This is a genomic window from Pseudosulfitobacter pseudonitzschiae (assembly GCF_002222635.1).
Taxonomy (GTDB): Bacteria; Pseudomonadota; Alphaproteobacteria; order Rhodobacterales; family Rhodobacteraceae; genus Pseudosulfitobacter; species Pseudosulfitobacter pseudonitzschiae_A.
Genome location: NZ_CP022415.1, coordinates 66,536 through 86,250, shown reverse-complemented (window position 1 = coordinate 86,250; position 19,715 = coordinate 66,536). Strand labels below are relative to the sequence as shown.

General features: G+C 59.8%; 18 protein-coding genes. 9 read left to right on the top strand and 9 right to left on the bottom strand.

Annotation, left to right across the window (positions count from 1 at the left end):
* Nucleotides 1–43: 43 nt before the first annotated feature.
* A complete protein-coding gene (locus SULPSESMR1_RS00395; RefSeq protein ID WP_089419050.1) occupies nucleotides 44–1,432 on the top strand; it encodes an MORN repeat-containing protein in 1,389 nt (462 codons plus the stop codon).
* On the opposite strand, the gene SULPSESMR1_RS00390 is transcribed toward SULPSESMR1_RS00395, so the two are convergent.
* The gene (locus SULPSESMR1_RS00390; protein WP_198362823.1) at nucleotides 1,429–2,955 is read right to left on the bottom strand and encodes a cryptochrome/photolyase family protein; all 1,527 of its coding nucleotides are present in this window, start codon (nucleotides 2,953–2,955) and stop codon (nucleotides 1,429–1,431) included. The genes SULPSESMR1_RS00395 and SULPSESMR1_RS00390 overlap by 4 nt on opposite strands.
* Complete coding sequence (locus SULPSESMR1_RS00385) at nucleotides 2,952–3,608, bottom strand: SDR family NAD(P)-dependent oxidoreductase (RefSeq protein WP_089422048.1); 657 nt, start codon at nucleotides 3,606–3,608, stop codon at nucleotides 2,952–2,954. Before SULPSESMR1_RS00385 ends, SULPSESMR1_RS00390 begins: the two co-directional genes overlap by 4 nt.
* A 303-nt stretch (nucleotides 3,609–3,911) precedes the next feature.
* Between SULPSESMR1_RS00385 and SULPSESMR1_RS00380 the strand changes: the two genes are divergently transcribed.
* The gene (locus SULPSESMR1_RS00380) at nucleotides 3,912–5,474 is read left to right on the top strand and encodes a 2-isopropylmalate synthase (RefSeq protein ID WP_089419048.1); all 1,563 of its coding nucleotides are present in this window, start codon (nucleotides 3,912–3,914) and stop codon (nucleotides 5,472–5,474) included.
* Between the two features lie 143 nt (nucleotides 5,475–5,617).
* On the opposite strand, the gene SULPSESMR1_RS00375 is transcribed toward SULPSESMR1_RS00380, so the two are convergent.
* Nucleotides 5,618–6,238, bottom strand: coding sequence for a hypothetical protein (locus SULPSESMR1_RS00375; RefSeq protein WP_089419047.1), 621 nt, complete (start codon nucleotides 6,236–6,238; stop codon nucleotides 5,618–5,620).
* 128 nt (nucleotides 6,239–6,366) lie between these two features.
* The gene (locus tag SULPSESMR1_RS00370) at nucleotides 6,367–6,948 is read right to left on the bottom strand and encodes a VOC family protein (RefSeq protein ID WP_089419046.1); all 582 of its coding nucleotides are present in this window, start codon (nucleotides 6,946–6,948) and stop codon (nucleotides 6,367–6,369) included.
* 239 nt (nucleotides 6,949–7,187) lie between these two features.
* Between SULPSESMR1_RS00370 and SULPSESMR1_RS00365 the strand changes: the two genes are divergently transcribed.
* The 7 genes from SULPSESMR1_RS00365 (at nucleotide 7,188) to SULPSESMR1_RS00335 (ending at nucleotide 14,619) form a co-directional block, all read left to right on the top strand.
* On the top strand, nucleotides 7,188–8,234 hold the full coding sequence (locus SULPSESMR1_RS00365; RefSeq protein WP_089419045.1) for a rod shape-determining protein: 1,047 nt from the start codon (nucleotides 7,188–7,190) through the stop codon (nucleotides 8,232–8,234).
* 90 nt (nucleotides 8,235–8,324) lie between these two features.
* Nucleotides 8,325–9,209: a rod shape-determining protein MreC gene (gene mreC, locus SULPSESMR1_RS00360; protein WP_089419044.1), complete on the top strand. Its 885-nt coding sequence runs from the start codon at nucleotides 8,325–8,327 to the stop codon at nucleotides 9,207–9,209.
* Nucleotides 9,206–9,745 (top strand): rod shape-determining protein MreD, encoded by a 540-nt coding sequence (locus tag SULPSESMR1_RS00355; RefSeq protein ID WP_089419043.1) that lies wholly within the window; start codon nucleotides 9,206–9,208, stop codon nucleotides 9,743–9,745. The genes mreC and SULPSESMR1_RS00355 overlap by 4 nt, the downstream gene beginning before the upstream one ends.
* Nucleotides 9,742–11,685 (top strand): penicillin-binding protein 2, encoded by a 1,944-nt coding sequence (gene mrdA / locus SULPSESMR1_RS00350; RefSeq protein WP_089419042.1) that lies wholly within the window; start codon nucleotides 9,742–9,744, stop codon nucleotides 11,683–11,685. The genes SULPSESMR1_RS00355 and mrdA overlap by 4 nt, the downstream gene beginning before the upstream one ends.
* Complete coding sequence (gene rodA, locus SULPSESMR1_RS00345) at nucleotides 11,682–12,821, top strand: rod shape-determining protein RodA (protein WP_089419041.1); 1,140 nt, start codon at nucleotides 11,682–11,684, stop codon at nucleotides 12,819–12,821. Before mrdA ends, rodA begins: the two co-directional genes overlap by 4 nt.
* 3 nt (nucleotides 12,822–12,824) lie before the next feature.
* On the top strand, nucleotides 12,825–13,754 hold the full coding sequence (locus SULPSESMR1_RS00340) for a 2-hydroxyacid dehydrogenase (RefSeq protein ID WP_089419040.1): 930 nt from the start codon (nucleotides 12,825–12,827) through the stop codon (nucleotides 13,752–13,754).
* Between the two features lie 10 nt (nucleotides 13,755–13,764).
* A complete protein-coding gene (locus tag SULPSESMR1_RS00335; protein ID WP_089419039.1) occupies nucleotides 13,765–14,619 on the top strand; it encodes a shikimate dehydrogenase family protein in 855 nt (284 codons plus the stop codon).
* A 13-nt stretch (nucleotides 14,620–14,632) separates the two neighbouring features.
* Here the strand turns inward: SULPSESMR1_RS00335 and SULPSESMR1_RS00330 are convergent, their stop codons facing one another.
* From SULPSESMR1_RS00330 to dut, 5 genes are all read right to left on the bottom strand, one after another.
* Nucleotides 14,633–14,974 carry a chaperone modulator CbpM gene (locus SULPSESMR1_RS00330; RefSeq protein WP_089419038.1) on the bottom strand — a complete coding sequence of 114 codons (342 nt, stop codon included), beginning with the start codon at nucleotides 14,972–14,974 and terminating at the stop codon, nucleotides 14,633–14,635.
* On the bottom strand, nucleotides 14,971–15,909 hold the full coding sequence (locus SULPSESMR1_RS00325) for a DnaJ C-terminal domain-containing protein (protein WP_089419037.1): 939 nt from the start codon (nucleotides 15,907–15,909) through the stop codon (nucleotides 14,971–14,973). The genes SULPSESMR1_RS00330 and SULPSESMR1_RS00325 overlap by 4 nt, the downstream gene beginning before the upstream one ends.
* A 190-nt stretch (nucleotides 15,910–16,099) precedes the next feature.
* Nucleotides 16,100–18,112 (bottom strand): M3 family metallopeptidase, encoded by a 2,013-nt coding sequence (locus tag SULPSESMR1_RS00320; protein ID WP_089419036.1) that lies wholly within the window; start codon nucleotides 18,110–18,112, stop codon nucleotides 16,100–16,102.
* 83 nt (nucleotides 18,113–18,195) lie between these two features.
* Nucleotides 18,196–19,239 carry a HesA/MoeB/ThiF family protein gene (locus SULPSESMR1_RS00315; RefSeq protein WP_089419035.1) on the bottom strand — a complete coding sequence of 348 codons (1,044 nt, stop codon included), beginning with the start codon at nucleotides 19,237–19,239 and terminating at the stop codon, nucleotides 18,196–18,198.
* Nucleotides 19,236–19,703 (bottom strand): dUTP diphosphatase, encoded by a 468-nt coding sequence (gene dut, locus SULPSESMR1_RS00310; RefSeq protein WP_089419034.1) that lies wholly within the window; start codon nucleotides 19,701–19,703, stop codon nucleotides 19,236–19,238. The genes SULPSESMR1_RS00315 and dut overlap by 4 nt, the downstream gene beginning before the upstream one ends.
* Nucleotides 19,704–19,715 lie beyond the last annotated feature (12 nt).

Genomic DNA, 19,715 nt, shown 5'->3' with positions numbered 1-19,715 from the left:
GCACGATCCACGGGGCCTGCCCCTTCATCGCCATAGGTGCCAAATGACCACACGCAGTCTGATCTTTTGCCTCGCCCTGCTTCCTGCCATTGCCCATGCGCAGGACGGCCAGGTGCTGACCAAGCAATATGACGACGGCGGCATTTACGAGGGCACATTCAAAAACGGCCTTCAGAATGGCACCGGCACCTACAGGTTGCCCAACGGCTATGAATACACCGGCGCGTGGATCGACGGCGAAATCAAGGGCGAAGGCGTCGCGCGTTTTCCCAATGGTTCGGTCTATGAGGGAAATTTTGAAAAGGGCAAACCGGACGGTTTTGGCAAGATCACCTTTGCCGACGGCGGCACCTACGAGGGCGACTGGAAGGCCGGCGCGATCGTAGGTCAGGGCGTGGCACTCTATGCAAACGGCGTGCGCTATGAGGGATCATTCCGTAACGCCAAACACCACGGCAAGGGCGTCATGCAAAGCCCCGGCGGCTATGAATACAAAGGCGACTGGGTCGACGGTGTCAAACAGGGTGTCGGCACGATCACTTACCCCGATGGCGCGGTCTATGACGGCGAAATTGCAAACGGCGAACGCGACGGCACCGGAACGCTGACCATGCCTGACGGTCTGGTCTATGAGGGCAAATGGGTCAATGGGCAGATCGACGGCACCGGCAAGCTGACCCAGCCCAACGGCGATATCTATGAAGGCGATCTTGTCGCTGGTCGCCGCGAGGGCAAAGGCCGCGTGACCTATGCCAATGGCGATGTCTACGAGGGCGAATTCAAAGACGACCGCCGCGACGGCACGGGCACTTTTATCGGCAATGACGGCTATACCTATATCGGCAACTGGGTCGCCGGTCAGATCGAAGGGAAGGGTCGCGTGACCTATCCTGACGGATCGGTCTACGAAGGTGATTTCCGCGATGATCTGGCCGACGGCACCGGCAAGATAACCTATTCGGATGGTGCCACATATGAAGGCGGCTGGACCGCTGGCGTGATCGAAGGACAGGGCAAAGCCGTCTATCCCAACGGCGTCGTCTACGAGGGAGGCTTCAAAAACGCCAAGAACGACGGTCAGGGCGTGATGACCTATGCCGATGGCTACCGCTATGAAGGCAGTTGGCAAGACGGCCAACGCCACGGCACCGGCAAGGCGACCTATCCCGATGGCACGGTCTACGAGGGCAACTTTGAAGATGGCCAGCGCCACGGCACCGGCAAGATCGTGATGTCCGACGGATTTACCTATGAGGGTGAATGGGTCCGTGGTGAAATCAGCGGCACCGGCACGGCCACCTATGTTAACGGCGATGTCTACGAGGGCACCTTTCGCGCGGGCAAACGTCAGGGTGACGGCACCATGCGGTATGCAACGGGCGAAGAAGCCTCGGGCGCTTGGGACAACGGCGCGTTGAAACCGGAAGGTTAAACCACCTCGCCCGCGTCCAGCCGTTTAAGAAACCGCGCCGCGTCAGACAGAACCGCATCGCGGTGGTCCTGACGCATCCGGTCCCATGTGCGGTACATATTTCCCATGCGCGCATTGTTTTCAAACCGGTCGCGGTGGCGGTTCAGAAAATCCCAATACAACAGATTAAACGGGCACGCCCCTTCGCCTGTTTTCTTGCTGACCTTATAGCTGCATTTCTTGCAGTGGTCGGACATGCGGTTGATGTATGCTCCGGACGATACATAGGGTTTCGACGCGATCACACCGCCATCGGCAAACTGGCTCATGCCGATTGTATTTGGCGCCTCGACCCATTCGAACGCATCCGCATAGACCGACAGATACCAGTCATGCACCTGTGCCGGATCGGCACCTGCCAGCAAGGCAAAATTGCCCGTCACCATAAGCCGCTGGATATGGTGCGCATAGGCGTTGGCTTTGGTCTGTCCGACAACCTGCCGGACACACCGCATCCGTGTCTCCGCGCCCCAGTAGAACGCAGGCAGGTCGCGGCTGTGGGCCAGCACATTGCGCTGTGTGTATTCGCGCCCTTCCAGAAAGTAGATGCCGCGCACATATTCGCGCCATCCGATGATCTGGCGGATAAAGCCCTCGGCCGCGTTGACCGGCACATCGCCTGCGTCAAATGCCTTTTGCACCGCGTCGCACACCTCAAGCGGGGTCAGCAGGCCGATGTTCATATAAGGCGACAGCACCGCGTGATACAGATAGGCCTGCCCGTCCAGCATCGCATCCTGATAATCACCGAAACGCGGCAGCGCGTGTTCGACGAAATGCGCCAGCGCGCCCAGCGCACCATCGCGGTCGGTGGCAAATTCAAACGGCTCAAGATCGCCAAAATGGTCACCGAATTCCCGTGCCACCAGTTCCAGCACGTTGCGCGTAATGTCATCCGGTTCGAACGTTAGCGGCCCTTGTATCTGTATATCCCCGGGTGCAGGCTTGCGATTGTCATGGTCGAAATTCCACTGCCCGCCAGCGGGGGCATCGCCATCCATCAGCAACCCTGTCTTGCGCCGCATCTCGCGATAGAAATACTCCATCCGCAGGGTCTTGCGCCCCTTGGCCCACTCTTCGAACATCGCGTGGCTGGCGATAAACCGGTCGTCGTCGTGCAATGCGATTTTCAGTGGCGCAAAGCGTAGTTTGTCGACCAACCGCCATTCGCCGGGCTCGGTGGCGATCACCTCGGATGCGCCGCGTTGTTCGGCACGACGCAACAATTCACCCACGACACTGCCCGCGTTTTCAGGGTCGTCCAGCGTGGTATAATCCACTGTCCAACCCGCATCGCGCAGGTCACTGGCAAACTTGCGCATTGATGTCAGCACCAGCGCAATCTTTTTGGGGTGGTGGCGCACATAGGTGCCCTCTTCGCGCACCTCGGCCATAACCACGACATCTTGCGTTTTATCTGCGGCGCGCAGCGCTGCGACATCCATGCTCAGCTGGTCGCCCAAAACCAGTACCAGACGGCTCACCAAGGAACCTCTTTTCCCGCCCAATCGAAAAAGCGGCCTGTGTGATCGCGGGTCATCCCGTCCATCACCATCAGCAGGTTGATCGCAGCCTTCTCGGGTGGGACCGATGGGTGCCGACCAAGATACTTTTCGGTAAATGGCGTGGCCACCGTACCGGGATGCAATACCACAACCGCCGCGTGCCTGTGTGTCCGCGCCAGTTCAATCGCCGCCGTATGCACAATCTGGTTCACCGCAGCCTTGGCGCTGCGATAGCTGATCCATCCGCCAATCCGGTTGTCGCCAATCGACCCTACACGGGCAGACAGCACGGCAAACACCCCGTCCGGCTTCAGCAGGTCATGCGCATGAGCCAGCACCAGCGCAGGACCAATGGCGTTCACCGCATACTGGTCGGCCATCGCCTTGGCCGTTACTGCGCGAATCGTCTTTTCCGGCTCTGCGCCTGCAATCTCCAACGCACCCGTCGCCACAATCACCCGATCAAAGGGCCCCAGCCCCGCCAGCGCACCATCCACCGACGCAGGGTCTGTTACGTCAAACCCATCGCCCGATCGCGACAGGGCCGTCACAGCATCGCCGCGCCCCGCATGTGCGGCCTGCAATGCCGACCCGATCCCGCCCGAGGCGCCCAATACCAATACATTTGCCATGACACCCGAATTAGCGCCCCGCGCACCCCCGTCCATCTTCTGAAGCACGAAAATTTCCCGCCAAAGAAACCGTGACCCGCACCAGCGCGGCGCAAATAATAAGTCTGCCCCCTTTTCATTCAATCAAAGGCCGGTATAAGCTTTGTTCATGACACAAGTCGCACATATCCCTTCCGCCCGCGCATCGCGTGCGATCCTGCGCGACCTACTGATCCTAATTCGCCTCTGAGCGTGCCATCTGGCGCGCCCGCTCAGAGGGGAGTGCCGCGCGCCACAGGCTTTAGGACAAAAAAGAGATCACACATGACCCAAGAACAAGACCGCGTTGTCATTTTTGACACGACCCTGCGTGACGGCGAACAATCGCCCGGTGCCACCATGACCCACGCCGAGAAGCTGGAAATTGCCAGCCTGCTCGACGAAATGGGCGTCGATATTATCGAGGCGGGTTTTCCCATCGCCTCGGAAGGCGACTTTGCCGCCGTCTCCGAGATTGCCAAGAATTCAAAGAATTCGGTGATCTGCGGTTTGGCTCGCGCGCAACTGCCCGACATCGACCGCTGCTGGGAGGCCGTGAAACATGCGGCGCAGCCACGGATTCACACGTTCATCGGCACCTCGCCGCTGCACCGCGCCATTCCGAACCTGACGATGGACGAAATGGCCGAACGTATCGACCAAACCGTCACCCACGCACGCAACCTGTGCGACAACGTGCAATGGTCGCCCATGGACGCCACCCGCACCGAGGCGGATTATCTTTGCCGCACGGTGGAAATCGCGATCAAGACAGGTGCCACCACGATCAACATTCCCGACACCGTCGGCTATACCGCACCGCGCGAAAGCGCGGCCTTGATCCGCATGTTGCTGGAACGGGTTCCGGGCGCGGACGAGATTATCTTTGCCACCCACTGTCACAACGATCTTGGCATGGCGACTGCCAACAGCCTTGCCGCTGTCGAGGCGGGCGCGCGCCAGATCGAATGCACGATCAACGGTCTGGGCGAACGCGCAGGCAATACCGCGCTGGAAGAGGTCGTAATGGCCCTGAAGGTGCGCAACGACATCATGCCGTTCCAGACCAGCGTGGACAGCACCAAACTGATGAACATCTCGCGGCGGGTTGCGGCTGTGTCGGGTTTTCCTGTGCAGTTCAACAAGGCCATCGTCGGCAAGAACGCCTTTGCCCACGAAAGCGGCATCCATCAGGATGGCATGCTGAAAAACGCCGAAACCTTCGAGATCATGCGCCCTGAGGATGTGGGCCTGACCGAAACCAACATTGTGATGGGCAAGCACTCGGGCCGTGCCGCCTTGCGGTCCAAGCTGGAAGACCTTGGTTTCGAATTGGGTGACAACCAGCTTAAGGATGTGTTCGTGCGGTTCAAGGAACTGGCCGACCGCAAAAAGGAAATCTACGAAGATGATCTGATTGCCTTGATGCGCACCACAACCGACCCCGAAGAGGACCGGATCAAGCTGGTGTCGATGCGTGTCATCTGCGGGACAGAAGGCCCGCAGCAGGCCGATATGACGCTTGAAGTAGATGGCGTTGAACACAGGACCAGCCAGACCGGCGATGGCCCTGTGGATGCGTCATTCAACTGCATCAAGGCCTTGGTCAGCCACACAGCGCGGTTGCAGCTTTATCAAGTGCACGCCGTCACCGAAGGCACCGACGCCCAAGCCACCGTTTCTGTACGGCTTGAGGAAGACGGGCGCATCGTGACCGGTCAGTCTGCCGATACCGACACCGTTGTCGCATCGGTCCGCGCCTATGTTCACGCGCTGAACCGCCTGCTGGTACGCCGCGAAAAAGGCGGCACTGACAAACGCGAAATCAACTATAAAGACGTCGGCTGAGCCAGACGCAGCAGACAGATAAGTCAAAAGGGGCAGAGGTGTAACCTTTGCCCCTTTTTTGTCGGCCAACGCCGCGGGAACATAAAAAAAGGGCCGGATGTTTCCATCCGGCCGCTTCATCGTTTGATAATCTGTCAGGCAGATCAGAAGTTGGTAAGGTTCGCAAAGCTGCCTGTTGCGCCGCTGATGACGTTACCCAGTGTGCGACGTCCGGATGTGCGACCACCCAGTTCGTAGTTCAGACCAAAGCTGACGTGATCGATGTCGACGAAATCTGTCGAGATACGACCAACAGACAGTTCAACGTTTGCACCTTCGGTGAACTCGTACTGACCACCGATGGTCACCGATGTGCCGTCAAGACCGGCCAAATCAAAGTAGGACAGCGAACCGATGGCCGAGAAGCCATTGCCAAAGCTGTAGCCGCCAGCGACGGCTGCCAGATCCAGACCGTCGGTCGAAAGCAAGTCGGCCTGCACTTGGTATGTGTCTAGATTATAGTCGGCAAAGGCTGCAAAAAAGGTCTCGCCTTCGATGCGAATGATGTCCATGCCAACGGTGCCCACCGGAGACACGTCCCACGAACCGCACAGGGTATAAACCGTGTTGTTCAACTCCGAAAAATGACCAATAGCGGCACCCAGTGTATAGGCGCCCATGTCGCAATGTGCCAGTTCACCCAAAAACGTCCATGCGTTGGCTGTATACTCGATCCCACCGCCCGAAACGGTCAGATCCAGCGCGTCCGCACCGTCCACGTCCAAACGGTGCTGCTTGATGAATACCTTGCCTATGTAAGTTCATTCGTGACGTCGCTGCCACAAACTACCCTACTCTCTATTAACACTTCCCGCATTAATATTAATTAACAATGTCTTAGGTGGAGGGACTCCTAATAGGGGTTCTTCGCCTCTCTATTTTCGCTCAGCGACGCTTGCGACCGCGCGACAATGCGCTCGACGGCATCGGCCAGATGCACTTCGGCGATGTGATCATCCCCTGCGGCCACGCGAATCTTGTGCGCCTCCATCAGCACGGCGGCATGACTGGATCCGCGCGGCGGGATGAATTTGTAGCACGCCAGTTCGATCAACAACCCGCAGGGGTCTTTGAAATAGATCGAATCCATGAACCCGCGGTCTTTCACGCCTGAATTGCCGATACTGCGCGCCTTCAACCGCTCGGGGACCTGGGCGAATGTGGCGCGGTCCACCTCGAAGGCAAGATGGTGAACACAGCCCACATCCATCGGAGTGCGGCGGTTGTCAGCCTTGCGATTGTCATCGGTAAAGACGGTGATCAGCCGCCCGTCACCGGGATCGAAATACAGATGGCCCTGTTCGGGATCATCCAGATTGGGTTGGTCAAAGATGAAAGGCATCCCCAAAACCCCTTCCCAGAAATCAATCGTGGTCTGGCGGTCGGCGCCGGTCAAAGTAATGTGATGAACGCCCAGAACCTGAAGTTTGCGCATGATAAATCTCCCCTACGTTGCCTGAATCCTAGCACACAGAGCCACGCCCGCCACATCCCCAAGCAAAGCTGCACGCTTTTGCGCCTCCGGCTGCAAATTACACATAACTTCAACTGCGCGGGAACCCGCGTAACCAACAATCAATCGGCTCTTTCGTCTGCTTCTACACATCCCTATAACTCGAGCGCCCGCAGCAATCATGACTCGCGGGCCAAAACGTATTGACGAAGGGTTCGCGCATGTCGTGGTTTGGAAATTTAGGTGGTCTGTTTTCTTCGGATATGGCCATTGATCTCGGAACGGCCAACACTCTGATATACGTAAAAGGCAAGGGCGTCGTGCTGTCCGAGCCTTCGGTGGTGGCCTATCATATCAAGGATGGTGTCAAAAAGGTTCTCGCCGTGGGCGAAGACGCCAAGCTGATGCTGGGTCGGACGCCCGGCAGCATCGAGGCGATCCGCCCGATGCGCGAAGGTGTGATTGCCGACTTTGACACAGCCGAAGAGATGATCAAACATTTCATCCGCAAGGTTCACAAACGGTCGACCTTTTCAAAGCCCAAGATCATCGTATGCGTGCCGCATGGCGCGACACCCGTTGAAAAACGCGCGATCCGTCAGTCGGTTCTGTCCGCAGGCGCGCGCCGTGCGGGACTGATTGCCGAACCGATTGCAGCGGCCATCGGGGCCGGCATGCCCATCACCGACCCCACCGGCAACATGGTCGTGGACATCGGCGGTGGCACCACCGAAGTGGCGGTTCTGTCGTTGGGCGACATCGTTTACGCCCGTTCGGTCCGTGTTGGTGGCGACCGCATGGACGAGGCGATCATCAGCTATCTGCGCCGCCAACAGAACCTGCTGGTTGGTGAAACCACGGCCGAGCGTATCAAGACATCTATCGGCACCGCCCGTATGCCCGACGACGGGCGCGGCACGTCGATGCAAATCCGTGGCCGCGACCTGCTGAACGGTGTGCCCAAGGAAATCGAAGTGACCCAAGCACAAATCGCCGAGGCGCTGGCCGAGCCCGTGCAGCAAATCTGCGAGGCGGTGATGACCGCACTGGAAACCACGCCACCCGATCTGGCCGCCGACATTGTCGACCGCGGCGTGATGCTGACCGGTGGCGGTGCGCTGCTGGGTGATCTGGATCTGGCCCTGCGCGAACAGACGGGGCTGGCCGTGTCCATTGCGGACGAATCGCTCAATTGCGTTGCATTGGGCACCGGCAAAGCGCTGGAGTTCGAAAAACAGCTGCGTCACGCCATCGACTACGACAGCTAAGCCTAAGGCCCCTTTGCAAAAAGGGGCCACTTGCGGCACAGTTAATGCACGATCCCGCCGCGCCGATCAAACCGCAGGTGAGACTTCACATTGGCAAAAGACCGCTCTTCATCCTCTGACTTTGTCGCCCCGATCCGGCGGTTGTTGACGGCTGTGCTGGTCTTGGCGCTGATCGCCACCTTTATCGTCTGGCGCATCGACAGCCCGCGCGTCGAACGGTTCCGTGCGCAGGTCACAGACCGGATCGTGCCGAATTTCGACTGGGCAATGGCCCCCGTCACCGGCACCATCAATCTGGTGCGCAATTTCCGCAGCTATCAACGTATCGCCGAACAAAACGCCGAACTGCGCCGCGAATTGCGCAAGATGCAGGCATGGAAAGAGGCCGCCGTTCAATTGGAGCAGGAAAACGCACGGCTGCTGGACCTGAACAATGTGCGGCTGGACCCGCGTTTGACCGTGATCTCGGGCATGGTGCTGGCCGACAGCGGCTCACCCTTTCGGCAATCGGTGCTGCTGAACGTAGGCGCGCGTGACGGGCTGGTGGATGGCTGGGCCACGATGGACGGTATCGGCCTTGTGGGGCGGATTTCCGGGGTGGCAGAGAACACCGCCCGAGTGATCCTGCTGACGGACGCATCCAGCCGTATTCCTGCGACCATCCAGCCATCAGGCCAGCGCGCCATCGTGGCAGGTGACAACAGCGCCACACCGCCGGTCGATTTTCTGGAAAGCCCAGATCTGGTCCGCCCCGGTGACCGTGTGTTCAGTTCGGGTGATGGCGGCGTATTTCCCGCAGGCCTGCTGATCGGCGAGATTGCCAAAGACCCCGGCGGGCGCTTGCGTGTGCGTTTGGCTGCCGATTACGAGCGGCTCGAATTTCTGCGGGTGTTGCGCCACTATGGAAACGAGCCGGTAAGCGACACCGCCCAGATCATCGCCCCCCACTCACCACCGGCAGAGGTGGGCGAATGAACAAGCCGTCGCAAATTCACCTGTGGCTGATGCGTGCCGCATTTTGCGTGCTGGTGCTGATGATTCTGTTCTTTCAGCTTCTGCCCCTGCAAACCCAACCCGGCCAATGGGCACCGCCCGATCTGCTGATCGGCTTTGCCTTTGCATGGTCGGTGCGACGGCCCGAGTTTGTGCCACCCCTGATGCTGGCAGCATTGTTGTTGCTGGCCGACCTGCTGCTGCAACGCCCGCCGGGATTATATGCGGCGCTGGTGCTGCTTGCCTGTGAAAACCTCAAGGGACGGGCGCGGGCGCTGCGCGCCTCGACACTAGTAGCCGAGTTGCTGACAGCGGCCATGCTAATGATCGGGGTGGCTATCGCCTACCGGCTGGTGCTGAAACTGATGTTGATTGATACTGCCCCGATGGGCCTGTCGCTGCTGCAACTAGGGTTGACGATACTCAGCTATCCTATTGTGGTGCTTGTCACGCACGGCATCATGCGCGTCCGTAAAACCGGACCGGGCGATCTTGAGACGGCAGGAGGCCGCATATGAAACGCACCCGCGTCGATACCGAAGCCAGCCACCGCAAGATTTCACGCCGCGCTGCCGTTCTGGGCGGCGTGCAGCTGGCCTTTGTAGCGGGGTTGGCAGCGCGGATGAACTTTTTGCAGGTCGATCAGGCCGACCAGTTCCGCCTGCTGGCTGAAGATAACCGGATCAAAGACAGTCTGATTCCACCCGTGCGCGGCGAGATTTTTGACCGAAACGGCGTGCAACTGGCCAAAAACATCCCGTCCTACCGTATCGTCGTAAAACGCGAGGATATCGGCGATGTCGATGAAGCGCTGGAACGGTTGAGCCGCGTGGTCAAACTGGACCCTGCCGAGCTGGAACGCGCGATGCTGGAAATGAAGCGTTCGGCCCCGTTCCATCCGATCACCATCGCGGAAAACGTGTCGTGGGAGGACATCAGCCGCGTCAGCGTCAATGCCCCCGCCCTGCCCGGTGTGACACCCGAGGTCGGTTTAAGCCGTATTTACCCGCTTGGGTCCGATTTCGCCCATGTTCTGGGTTATGTCGGGCCGGTCAGCGACTATGACCTGCAACAGATCGAAGCGCCGGACCAGTTGTTGCTGATTCCACGCTTTCAGATCGGCAAGGTCGGCATCGAAGCCAAGCAAGAGGACCGCTTGCGCGGCAAGGCCGGTGTGAAACGCGAAGAGGTAAACGCCACAGGCCGCGTGATGCGCGAACTGGATCGCCGCGAAGGGCGTCAGGGTTCGGACGTTCAGTTGACCATAGACGCAGCTTTGCAAAACTATGTGCAGGCGCGACTGGGCGAGGAAAGCGCGAGTGCGGTGGTGATGGATTGCGAAACCGGCGATCTGGTGGCGATTGCCTCCTCTCCGTCCTTTGATCCCAACCTGTTCGTGCGCGGCATTTCGGTGGCCAACTACAGGGAACTGACCGAAAACACGTTCCGCCCGTTGGCGTCCAAATCGGTGCAGGGGGCCTATCCCCCCGGATCGACATTCAAGATGATGACAGCACTGGCCGCATTGGAAGAGGGCATGGCCCAACCCGAAGAGACGGTCTATTGCCCCGGTTACCTTGAGGTGGCCGACCGCCGCTTTCACTGCTGGAAACGCGGCGGGCATGGCTATGTCGATCTGCAAAACAGCCTGAAACAGTCTTGCGACGTCTACTACTACGATCTTGCACTAAAGGTAGGCATCGAGAAAATCTCGGCAATGGCGAAACGCTTTGGTCTTGGGGTACGTCATGACGTGCCGATGTCGGCCATTTCCCAAGGTCTGACCCCGACCAAGGACTGGAAACGCCGCGTGCATGGGCAGGACTGGGTGATTGGTGACACGGTCAATGCCTCGATCGGTCAGGGTTATATGCTGGCGTCGCCGCTGCAACTGGCAGTGATGGCCGCGCGTATCGCCACGGGGCGCGATGTGTCGCCACGTCTGGTGAAATCCGTGGACGGAGTTGAAGAGCCCTCGCTTGCGGGCGAAAGCATGGGCCTGAACGAAAACAACCTGCGCAAGCTGCGCCGCGCGATGTATGATGTGGTGAACGACCGGCGCGGGACGGCCTATGGCAGCCGGATCATCGCCGAAGGCATGCGCATGGCGGGCAAGACCGGTACCAGTCAGGTCCGCAATATTACCGCAGCTGAACGCGCGCGCGGCGTCATCAACAACCGCGATTTGCCGTGGGAGCGGCGCGACCATGCCCTGTTCGTGAACTTCGCGCCATTCGAAAACCCCAAATATGCTGTTTCTATCGTAGTGGAACATGGCGGCGGCGGATCATCGACAGCCGCGCCCATCGCCCGCGACATCACGCTGCAAGCACTCTATGGCGGCGAACCGCCACTGGACGCCTACCCGTCCAAGGACCGTGGCCGCATCAAGACCCAACAGGAAGAACTGCGCGCGGTGCGTCCATTGGCCGATCTGGGCGGATCGGATCAGGCATGAGCTATCTCGAATATACGGTCAAATCCGTCCCTTCCGGATTTCGCAAGATCCTGTTCCTGAACTGGCCGCTGATGATCCTGCTGACATCCGTGGCCGGGGTCGGGTTTTTGATGCTGTACTCTGTGGCAGGCGGATCATACTCGCCTTGGGCCGAGCCACAAATGAAACGTTTTGGCGTGGGTCTGGTGCTGATGGTTCTGGTCGGGCTGGTGCCAATCTGGTTCTGGCGATCCGTGTCTTCTGTCGCCTATGGCATTTCAGTAATCTTGCTGATCGGGGTCGAGTTTTTTGGTTCGATCGGGATGGGGGCGCAGCGGTGGATTGATTTGGGGTTTATGCGCCTGCAACCTTCCGAGTTGATGAAGGTCACACTGGTGATGTTTCTGGCGGCCTACTATGACTGGCTGCCACCGGCCAAGAAGTCACGCCCCTTCTGGGTGCTTTTGCCGGTGCTGTTCATTCTGGCACCCACGGCACTGGTGCTGCGCCAGCCCGACCTTGGCACAGCGATCCTGTTGCTGGCCGCTGGCGGCGGGCTGATGTTTCTGGCCGGTGTGCATTGGTCCTATTTTGCAGCCGTTCTGGCAGCCGGTATCGGGTTGATTACCGCCGTTTTCCAGTCGCGCGGCACCTCGTGGCAGTTGATCAAGGATTACCAGTACCGCCGCATTGATACGTTCCTTGACCCGTCGTCCGACCCCTTGGGCGCGGGCTATCACATTACACAGTCGAAAATCGCACTGGGGTCCGGCGGCTGGACAGGGCGCGGGTTCATGCAAGGCACGCAATCGCGGCTGAATTTCCTGCCCGAAAAACACACCGACTTTATCTTTACCACGCTGGCAGAAGAGTTCGGCTTTGTCGGCGGGGTCTCCTTGTTGGTGCTTTATGCGCTGATCATATTTTTCTGCGTGGTCTCCGCCATGAACAACCGCGACCGCTTTTCGTCGCTGCTGATCCTCGGGCTGACGCTGAACTTTTTCCTCTTTTTCTCTGTGAATATGTCGATGGTCATGGGACTGGCCCCTGTTGTGGGTGTGCCTTTGCCGCTGGTCAGTTATGGTGGCTCGGCGATGCTTGTTCTCATGCTCGCATTCGGCTTTGTTCAAAGCGCCCACATCCACCGACCAAGGTAATATATGATCAACGTACTTTTCGCCGCCCAGCCCGACGGTTGGGACAGCTATGAAACCCCTCTGAAAGAGGCAATCGCCAATGCGGGCGTCGAGGCATTTCTGGCCACAGATATCCCGCCCGCCGATGTCGATTACATCATCTATGCGCCGAGTTCGCCCCTGCAGGACTTTACGCCCTACACGCGGGCCAAAGCGGTGCTGAACCTGTGGGCCGGTGTGGAAAAGATCGTTGGCAACCCGACACTAAAAATTCCGCTGACGCGGATGGTCGACAGCGGGCTGAGTCAGGGCATGTCTGAATGGGTCACCGGCCACACCCTGCGCCACCATCTGGGTATGGACGCGCACATCAACTGCGCCCCCGGCGTGTGGATCAACGTCGCACCCCCACTGGCATGGGACCGCAAGGTAACCGTGCTGGGACTGGGCGAATTGGGCACCGCCTGCGCGAAAATGCTGTCACAGGTGGGCTTTGATGTGACCGGCTGGTCCCGCAGCGCCAAGGATGTCGACGGCATCCGCTGCCTGTCCGGTGACGCAGGCCTGACCGAGGCACTGTCGGGGGCAGAGATCGTCGTGCTGCTGCTGCCCGACACGCCAGCCACCGAAAATACGTTAAACGCAAAAACGCTCGCCCTGCTTGCCAAAGGGGCGTGCATCATTAACCCCGGACGTGGCCCGCTGATCGACGACGACGCGTTGCTGGCGGCACTGGACTCAGGCCAAATCGGACATGCGACGCTGGACGTTTTCCGCATTGAGCCGCTGCCTGAAAAGCACCCCTTTTGGCACCACCCGCGCGTCACCGTCACCCCGCATGTGGCCGCCGAGACGCGGGCGAAATATTCTGCCCTGACCGTCGCCGAAAACATCCGGCGGGGTGAGGCGGGCGAGCCGTTCCTGCATCTGGTAGACCGGTCTGCCGGATACTGAGGCATAGGCGATGTCGCAAATCACACCCGTTAAATCGGGCCTGCAATTGGGCCTGATCGGTGACAACATCGCGCAATCGCGCGCGCCCTTGCTGCACCGACTGGCGGGAGCGCAAAATGGCATCGCTGTGCAATACGACCGTCTGGTGCCACCGGATCGGGGCGAAAGCTTTGATCGGGTCTTTGACCACTGCGCGGCAGCGGGATTTCGCGGCATAAACGTCACCTATCCCTACAAAGAACGCGCAGTCGCCCGCACGCAAATCGTTGACCCGTTGGTGCGTGCCATCGGTGCGATCAACACGGTGATCTTTGAGGGTGACACGCCGCAGGGCTTCAACACCGATTATTCCGGTTTCATGACCGCCTATCAATCGGCGCGGGGCACGCAGGCCCCGGGTACGGTTCTGATGATTGGCACGGGTGGCGTGGGCCGTGCTGTGGCCTTCGGATTGGCAAGTCTTGGCGTGTCGGAACTGCGTCTGGTGGACCGCGACTTTGCCAAGGCCAAAGCATTGGCCGCAACCCTGCGCTCAAGCGCACCCGACGCCACGATCAGCGTCAGTACCGATGCCGAACAAGCCGCCAAAGGCGTATCCGGTGTGATCAATTGCACGCCGGTGGGCATGGTCGGCTATGATGGCACGCCGCTGCCCCGAACCGCCATGAGCGGGGCAGAGTGGGCCTTTGACGCCGTATATACGCCGAAGGACACGCATTTTCTGACCGATGCCGCCGCCGAGGGGCTGCGGATCATTTCGGGGTGGGAGCTGTTCTTTCACCAAGGCGTGCATGCGTGGGCATTGTTTTCAGGCACGCCGCTGGATGAGGCTGCCTTGCGTCAGGCACTGGAACAGGCCGACTGACACCGATACGGGCTCAATCGTCGATCCCGCCCTCAGCCAAGCGTTGCGACAACCGCAACTTGATCTCGGACGGTTCGGCCCCGATCGCCTGCATCACCTGTTCAAGTCGGCTGTGGGCACCGTGCAACTGATCCAGCAGCGACATAATGATCACAAGCGCATCCTCGTTCACTTCGAAATCATCCGTCAGTTCGCAAAGCAGCGTAATTCGGCGGACGTCCAACGTGCGATAGCGCGGCCCCTCTGATGTGCTCACAGGGGTCACAATGCGCAATCGCTCGAAATGGCTCAGGCGTTCTGCGGTCAACGAGGTGACGCTTTCGATCACCTGCTCGGGGGCATATGCATCAGTCATGATCGCTCCTTTCCAGCGCGCGGGTTGTAGGCGTGATCTGCCCGCCAGCCTTCCATGAAGGTTTTTAACGCGGCGTCGATCTTGGGCGGGCTAACAATGCGCAACGTGATCCGCTGGTCGCCCTTGCCACTGCGCCCCTTAAGGCCGCGCCCCTTCAACCGCAGAACCTGACCAGAACTGGCACCGGACGGCACGCTGACATTCACCGTTCCCGACACGGTGCGCACGGGCACCTTACCGCCCAAAATCGCCTCGTCGATGGTGATGGGCAGGGTGACAACAATATCATCCCCGTCCCGCTCAAAGTCGGGGCTTGGAGTAACATCCAGCGTGATAAAGGCATCGCCAGGCTGGCCCGCACCAAAGCCGGACGTGCCCTTGCCGCGCAATCGCAATGTCTGCCCGTCGCGTGCCCCTTCGGGGATCGTCACCTCAAGCGCACTGCCATCGGGCAGGGTGATCCGCGTCTTGGCGCCTAGCGCAGCATCCAGAAACGGCACGCCAAGGCGGTATTGAACGTCCTGCCCAAGCATATCACCGGGCGCGCCACGACCATAGCCCGCGCCACGGCCGCGGGCAAAGTTGGCAAAGAAATCATCCGCGTCAAAACCGTCCTGGAACGGGTTGCCGCCCGAAGACGTCCGGCTTTGTGTATAGGGGTTTTCCGGCCTGCGCGCCTCGTCACGGTAATAGCCACGCGGCGCCTGCTCTGCGCCCGATGCGTCGATCTCTCCGGCGTCGAACCGGCGGCGCTGTTCGGGATCTTTCAGCAGGTCATAGGCCCGCCCCGCATCCTTGAACCGCGCTTCGGCCCGCGGATCATCGGGGTTCAGGTCGGGGTGATCGGTACGCGCGATCTTGCGATAGGCCTTCTTGATTTCGTCCGCAGTAGCGTCTTTGGTCAAGCCAAGTGCGGCATAGGGATCTTTTATCATTCAGTGCTCCGCTTATGACGAGTAATCTGTCGGCGACCGCTCGCAAAGACGAGGGCAGCCGCTGACGAATTCTAGCATATGGTCGTAGGGACAGCACCCGACACCTACACCAATCAAAACAGGACTGACAGAACCAAGCAACCGACCTTGCGAGGCACGGGACCACACCAAACGGGTGTCCCCGAAACGCTTATGCCACCAGACCACGCCCCTTAAGCAACGCCTCGACGCCCGGCAAACGCCCACGGAACGCCGTATACAGTTCTGCCGCATCGCGGCTGCCGCCAGTGCTCAGAATGTTCTCTTCCAACGCTTTGGCCACGTCTTCGTCAAACGCGCCGCCTGCCTCTTCGAAAGCTGCAAATGCGTCGGCGTCCATCACCTCGGACCACATGTAACTGTAATAACCCGACGAATAGCCGTCGCCCGAGAACACATGCGCAAAATGCGGCGTGGCGTGGCGCATCCCGATGGCTTGCGGTATGCCCAGCCCTTCAAGGATATCGGCCTGTCGCGCCATCGGATCGGCGGGTGCGGCGCCATCGTGAAACTCAAGATCAACCAGCGCCGAAGCCACATATTCCACCGTCTGGAACCCCATGTCATAGGTCGCAGCAGCCAGCACTTTTTCCAGCAAAACCTGCGGCATGGGCTGCCCCGTCTCGGCATGGGTGGCAAAGGTGCTCAATACCTCCGGCACGCCCAACCAGTGTTCGTAAAGCTGGCTGGGCAGCTCGACAAAATCACGCGACACCGACGTACCGGACACGCTTTCATAGGTCACATCCGACAACATCTGGTGCAGCGCATGGCCAAATTCGTGAAACAGCGTTCGCGCGTCATCATATGACAACAACGCCGGATCGCCCTTGGCAAAGTTGCACACATTGATCACCACCGGTGTTTGTACCTGTGGATGTTTCGCCTGCGACCGCATCGCCGAACACCACGCGCCCGACCGTTTCGATCCGCGTGCGAAATAATCACCGATAAACACCGCAATGTGCTCGCCACCACGGGTAACGTTCCACGCACGGCAATCGGGGTGATAAAGCGGCACGTCCAGCGGCTCGAACGCCAGCCCGAACAACCGCGACGCGCAGTCAAAGGAAGCCTCAATCATCCGGTCGAGTTGAAAATAGGGCTTTAACTCGGCTTCATCCAGATCGTGCAACTGCTGGCGGCGGCGCTCAGAATAAAACCGCCAATCCCACGCCTGCAAGTCATCGTTGACGCCATCCTGTTGCATCATCTGCGCCAGCACCCAAGCGTCCGCTTCGGCCTGCGCCTTTGCCGGTTGCCAGACCTGCATCAGCAGATCGCGGACCGACTCGGCATCGCCTGCCATTTCTGTTTCCAGCTTGTAGGTGGCAAAGTTCTTGTACCCCAAAAGCTTGGCCCGCTCTTCGCGCAACTTCAGGATTTCGGCGGCAATCTCGCGGTTGTCGGTCTTGCCTCCGTTGGCTCCCCGAGCGGTCCACGCCTTATAGGCAATCTCGCGCAGGTCGCGCCGTGTGGAGAACTGCAAGAATGGCACGATCAGCGACCGCGACAGAGTGATCACGGCGCCATTCGCCCCGACCTCTGCACCCGCAGTATGAGCGGTGCGGATTACGAACTCGGGCAGACCTGCCATATCGGTCTCGGGCAGATCCATGTGCCAGTCCCGTTCATCCGCCAGCAGGTTCTGGGTGAACTCGGTGCCCAGAACCGCCAGACGGCCCTTGATTTCTTTCATCCGCTCGGCTTGGGCACCCGTCAGCGCAGCACCGGCGCGAACAAATCCACGGTGCGTCAGCATCAGCACGCGGGATTGCTCGTCGGTCAGTTCCAGCGCGCCACGCTGGTCCCACACGGCGGCAACGCGGGCAAACAGCGCCGTGTTGGCCGAAATCTCGGAAAAATGCGCCGCCAGCTTGGGCGAGAATTCGCGCTGCAATGCCTCGCGGGCGGGATTGCTGTCGGCCCCTGCAACGGTGAAAAACACGCCCAGAACCTTGTCCAGATCACGCCCTGCCGCCTCCAGCGCGCCAATCACATTGTCAAAGGTCGGCGCATCGCCATCCTGCGCAATTGCGTCAATTTCCACATTATGTGCCGCCAGCGCCCAATCCAGCGCGGGGGTAAAATCATCGTCGGAAATGGCGTCGAACGGGGCGATCTGAAACGGCGTGTCCCAGTCGGCAAGCAACGGGTTGGTCATGTTGGGTCTCCTTTGGTCTCAACCTAAGCCTTGCCCCGCCACTTGCAATCGCATCCGTCCACCGAAGCCCCGGAAAGTCCCGATCAATCGCCGCAAACCGGACAGTCGCCGCGCCGCGCCAGAGTTATCTTGCGGCTTTCGCCGTAAAGCGCGTCATAAATCAACATCTCGCCCCGCAACGGCGTGCCTGCACCGGTCAGCAGCTTGACCGCCTCGACCGCCATCATCGCGCCCACGACACCGGGCAATGGACCCAAAACGCCCGCCTCAGCACAGCTAGGGGCCAGCCCGGGGGCGGGGGCTTGTGGAAAAACACACTGATAACAGGGCGCGCCGCGTGCTGGATCAAAGACGCTCAATTGCCCCTCCCACTGGCTCAATGCACCCGAAACCAGCGGAACACCTGCGGTGAAAGCCACACGGTTGACCAGATAGCGTGTGGCGAAATTATCGGTGCCATCCAACACCAAATCATATTCTGCAACCAGTTCGGCGGCGATCTCTTCGTCAAAGCGCCGTTGATACGGGCGCACTGTCACAAAGGGGTTCAACGCCTCAAGCGCGGCTTGGGCCGAGAACACCTTAGGCATCCCGATACGTGCGTCAGTGTGGATCACCTGGCGCTGCAAATTGCTGCCTTCGACTACATCGGCGTCAATCACGCCAAGCGTCCCCACACCCGCCGCCGCCAGATATTGCAGGGCAGGCGCACCCAGCCCTCCGGCCCCAACGACCAGCACCCGCGCATTCTTCAACGCCACCTGCCCCGGCCCACCGATCTCTCGCAGCACGATGTGGCGGGAATAACGGTTCAGCTCGATCTCGCCCATCGGCCCCTGATGCGCTTGCACCGGTATGTCGGCTTGCCCCTTCGCGGCCCGCGCCCGTAACCGCCGCAAGCCCCAGCGATAGGCCAGAACCAGCACCACAAATCCGCCAAGGATCAACCAAAGCGCGGCACTTTCGCCTGTCGCCAAGCGCAGCGGATGCCCGTCGGGCAGCACCAGATGCAAAGACAGCACAGCCACATAAAGCAACCCCATCATATTCAGCCGCACCGAACGCGGCGCACCCATCACTGCGCCCACAGCCCAAAGCGTCAAAGCAAGGCCCAGAACCAGTATCATTGCGCGCCAGTCGAGCCAAAGCCGCCCGCGCCGCGCACAGTGTCGTCCAGTGCCTCGACCAGATCAAATCGCGCCTGCACCACAGGGGCCACCACCATTTGCGCAATACGCATCCCGTGTTCGACGACAAAGTCAGCATCGCCCAGATTGATCATAATCACCCCTAACGGCCCGCGATAATCGCTGTCGATGGTCCCGGGCGTGTTCACCAGCGTCACGCCATGCTTCAGCGCCAATCCCGAACGGGGTCGCACCTGCACTTCGAACCCGTCGGGAATTGCCAGCCGAAGCCCTGTCGGCACCAGCGCCCGCGCGCCCGATGGCAAAACAACAGACCCGCGATCCGCAAAATTCGCCCGCAGATCCGCGCCCGCCGCACCAGAAGTTTCGTAAGACGGCATGCCCAAAGCGATATCCGCGCCCGTGTCCCAGACAAATTGCAATGTCACTGAATTGGTCTTCATCTTGCCAGAAAA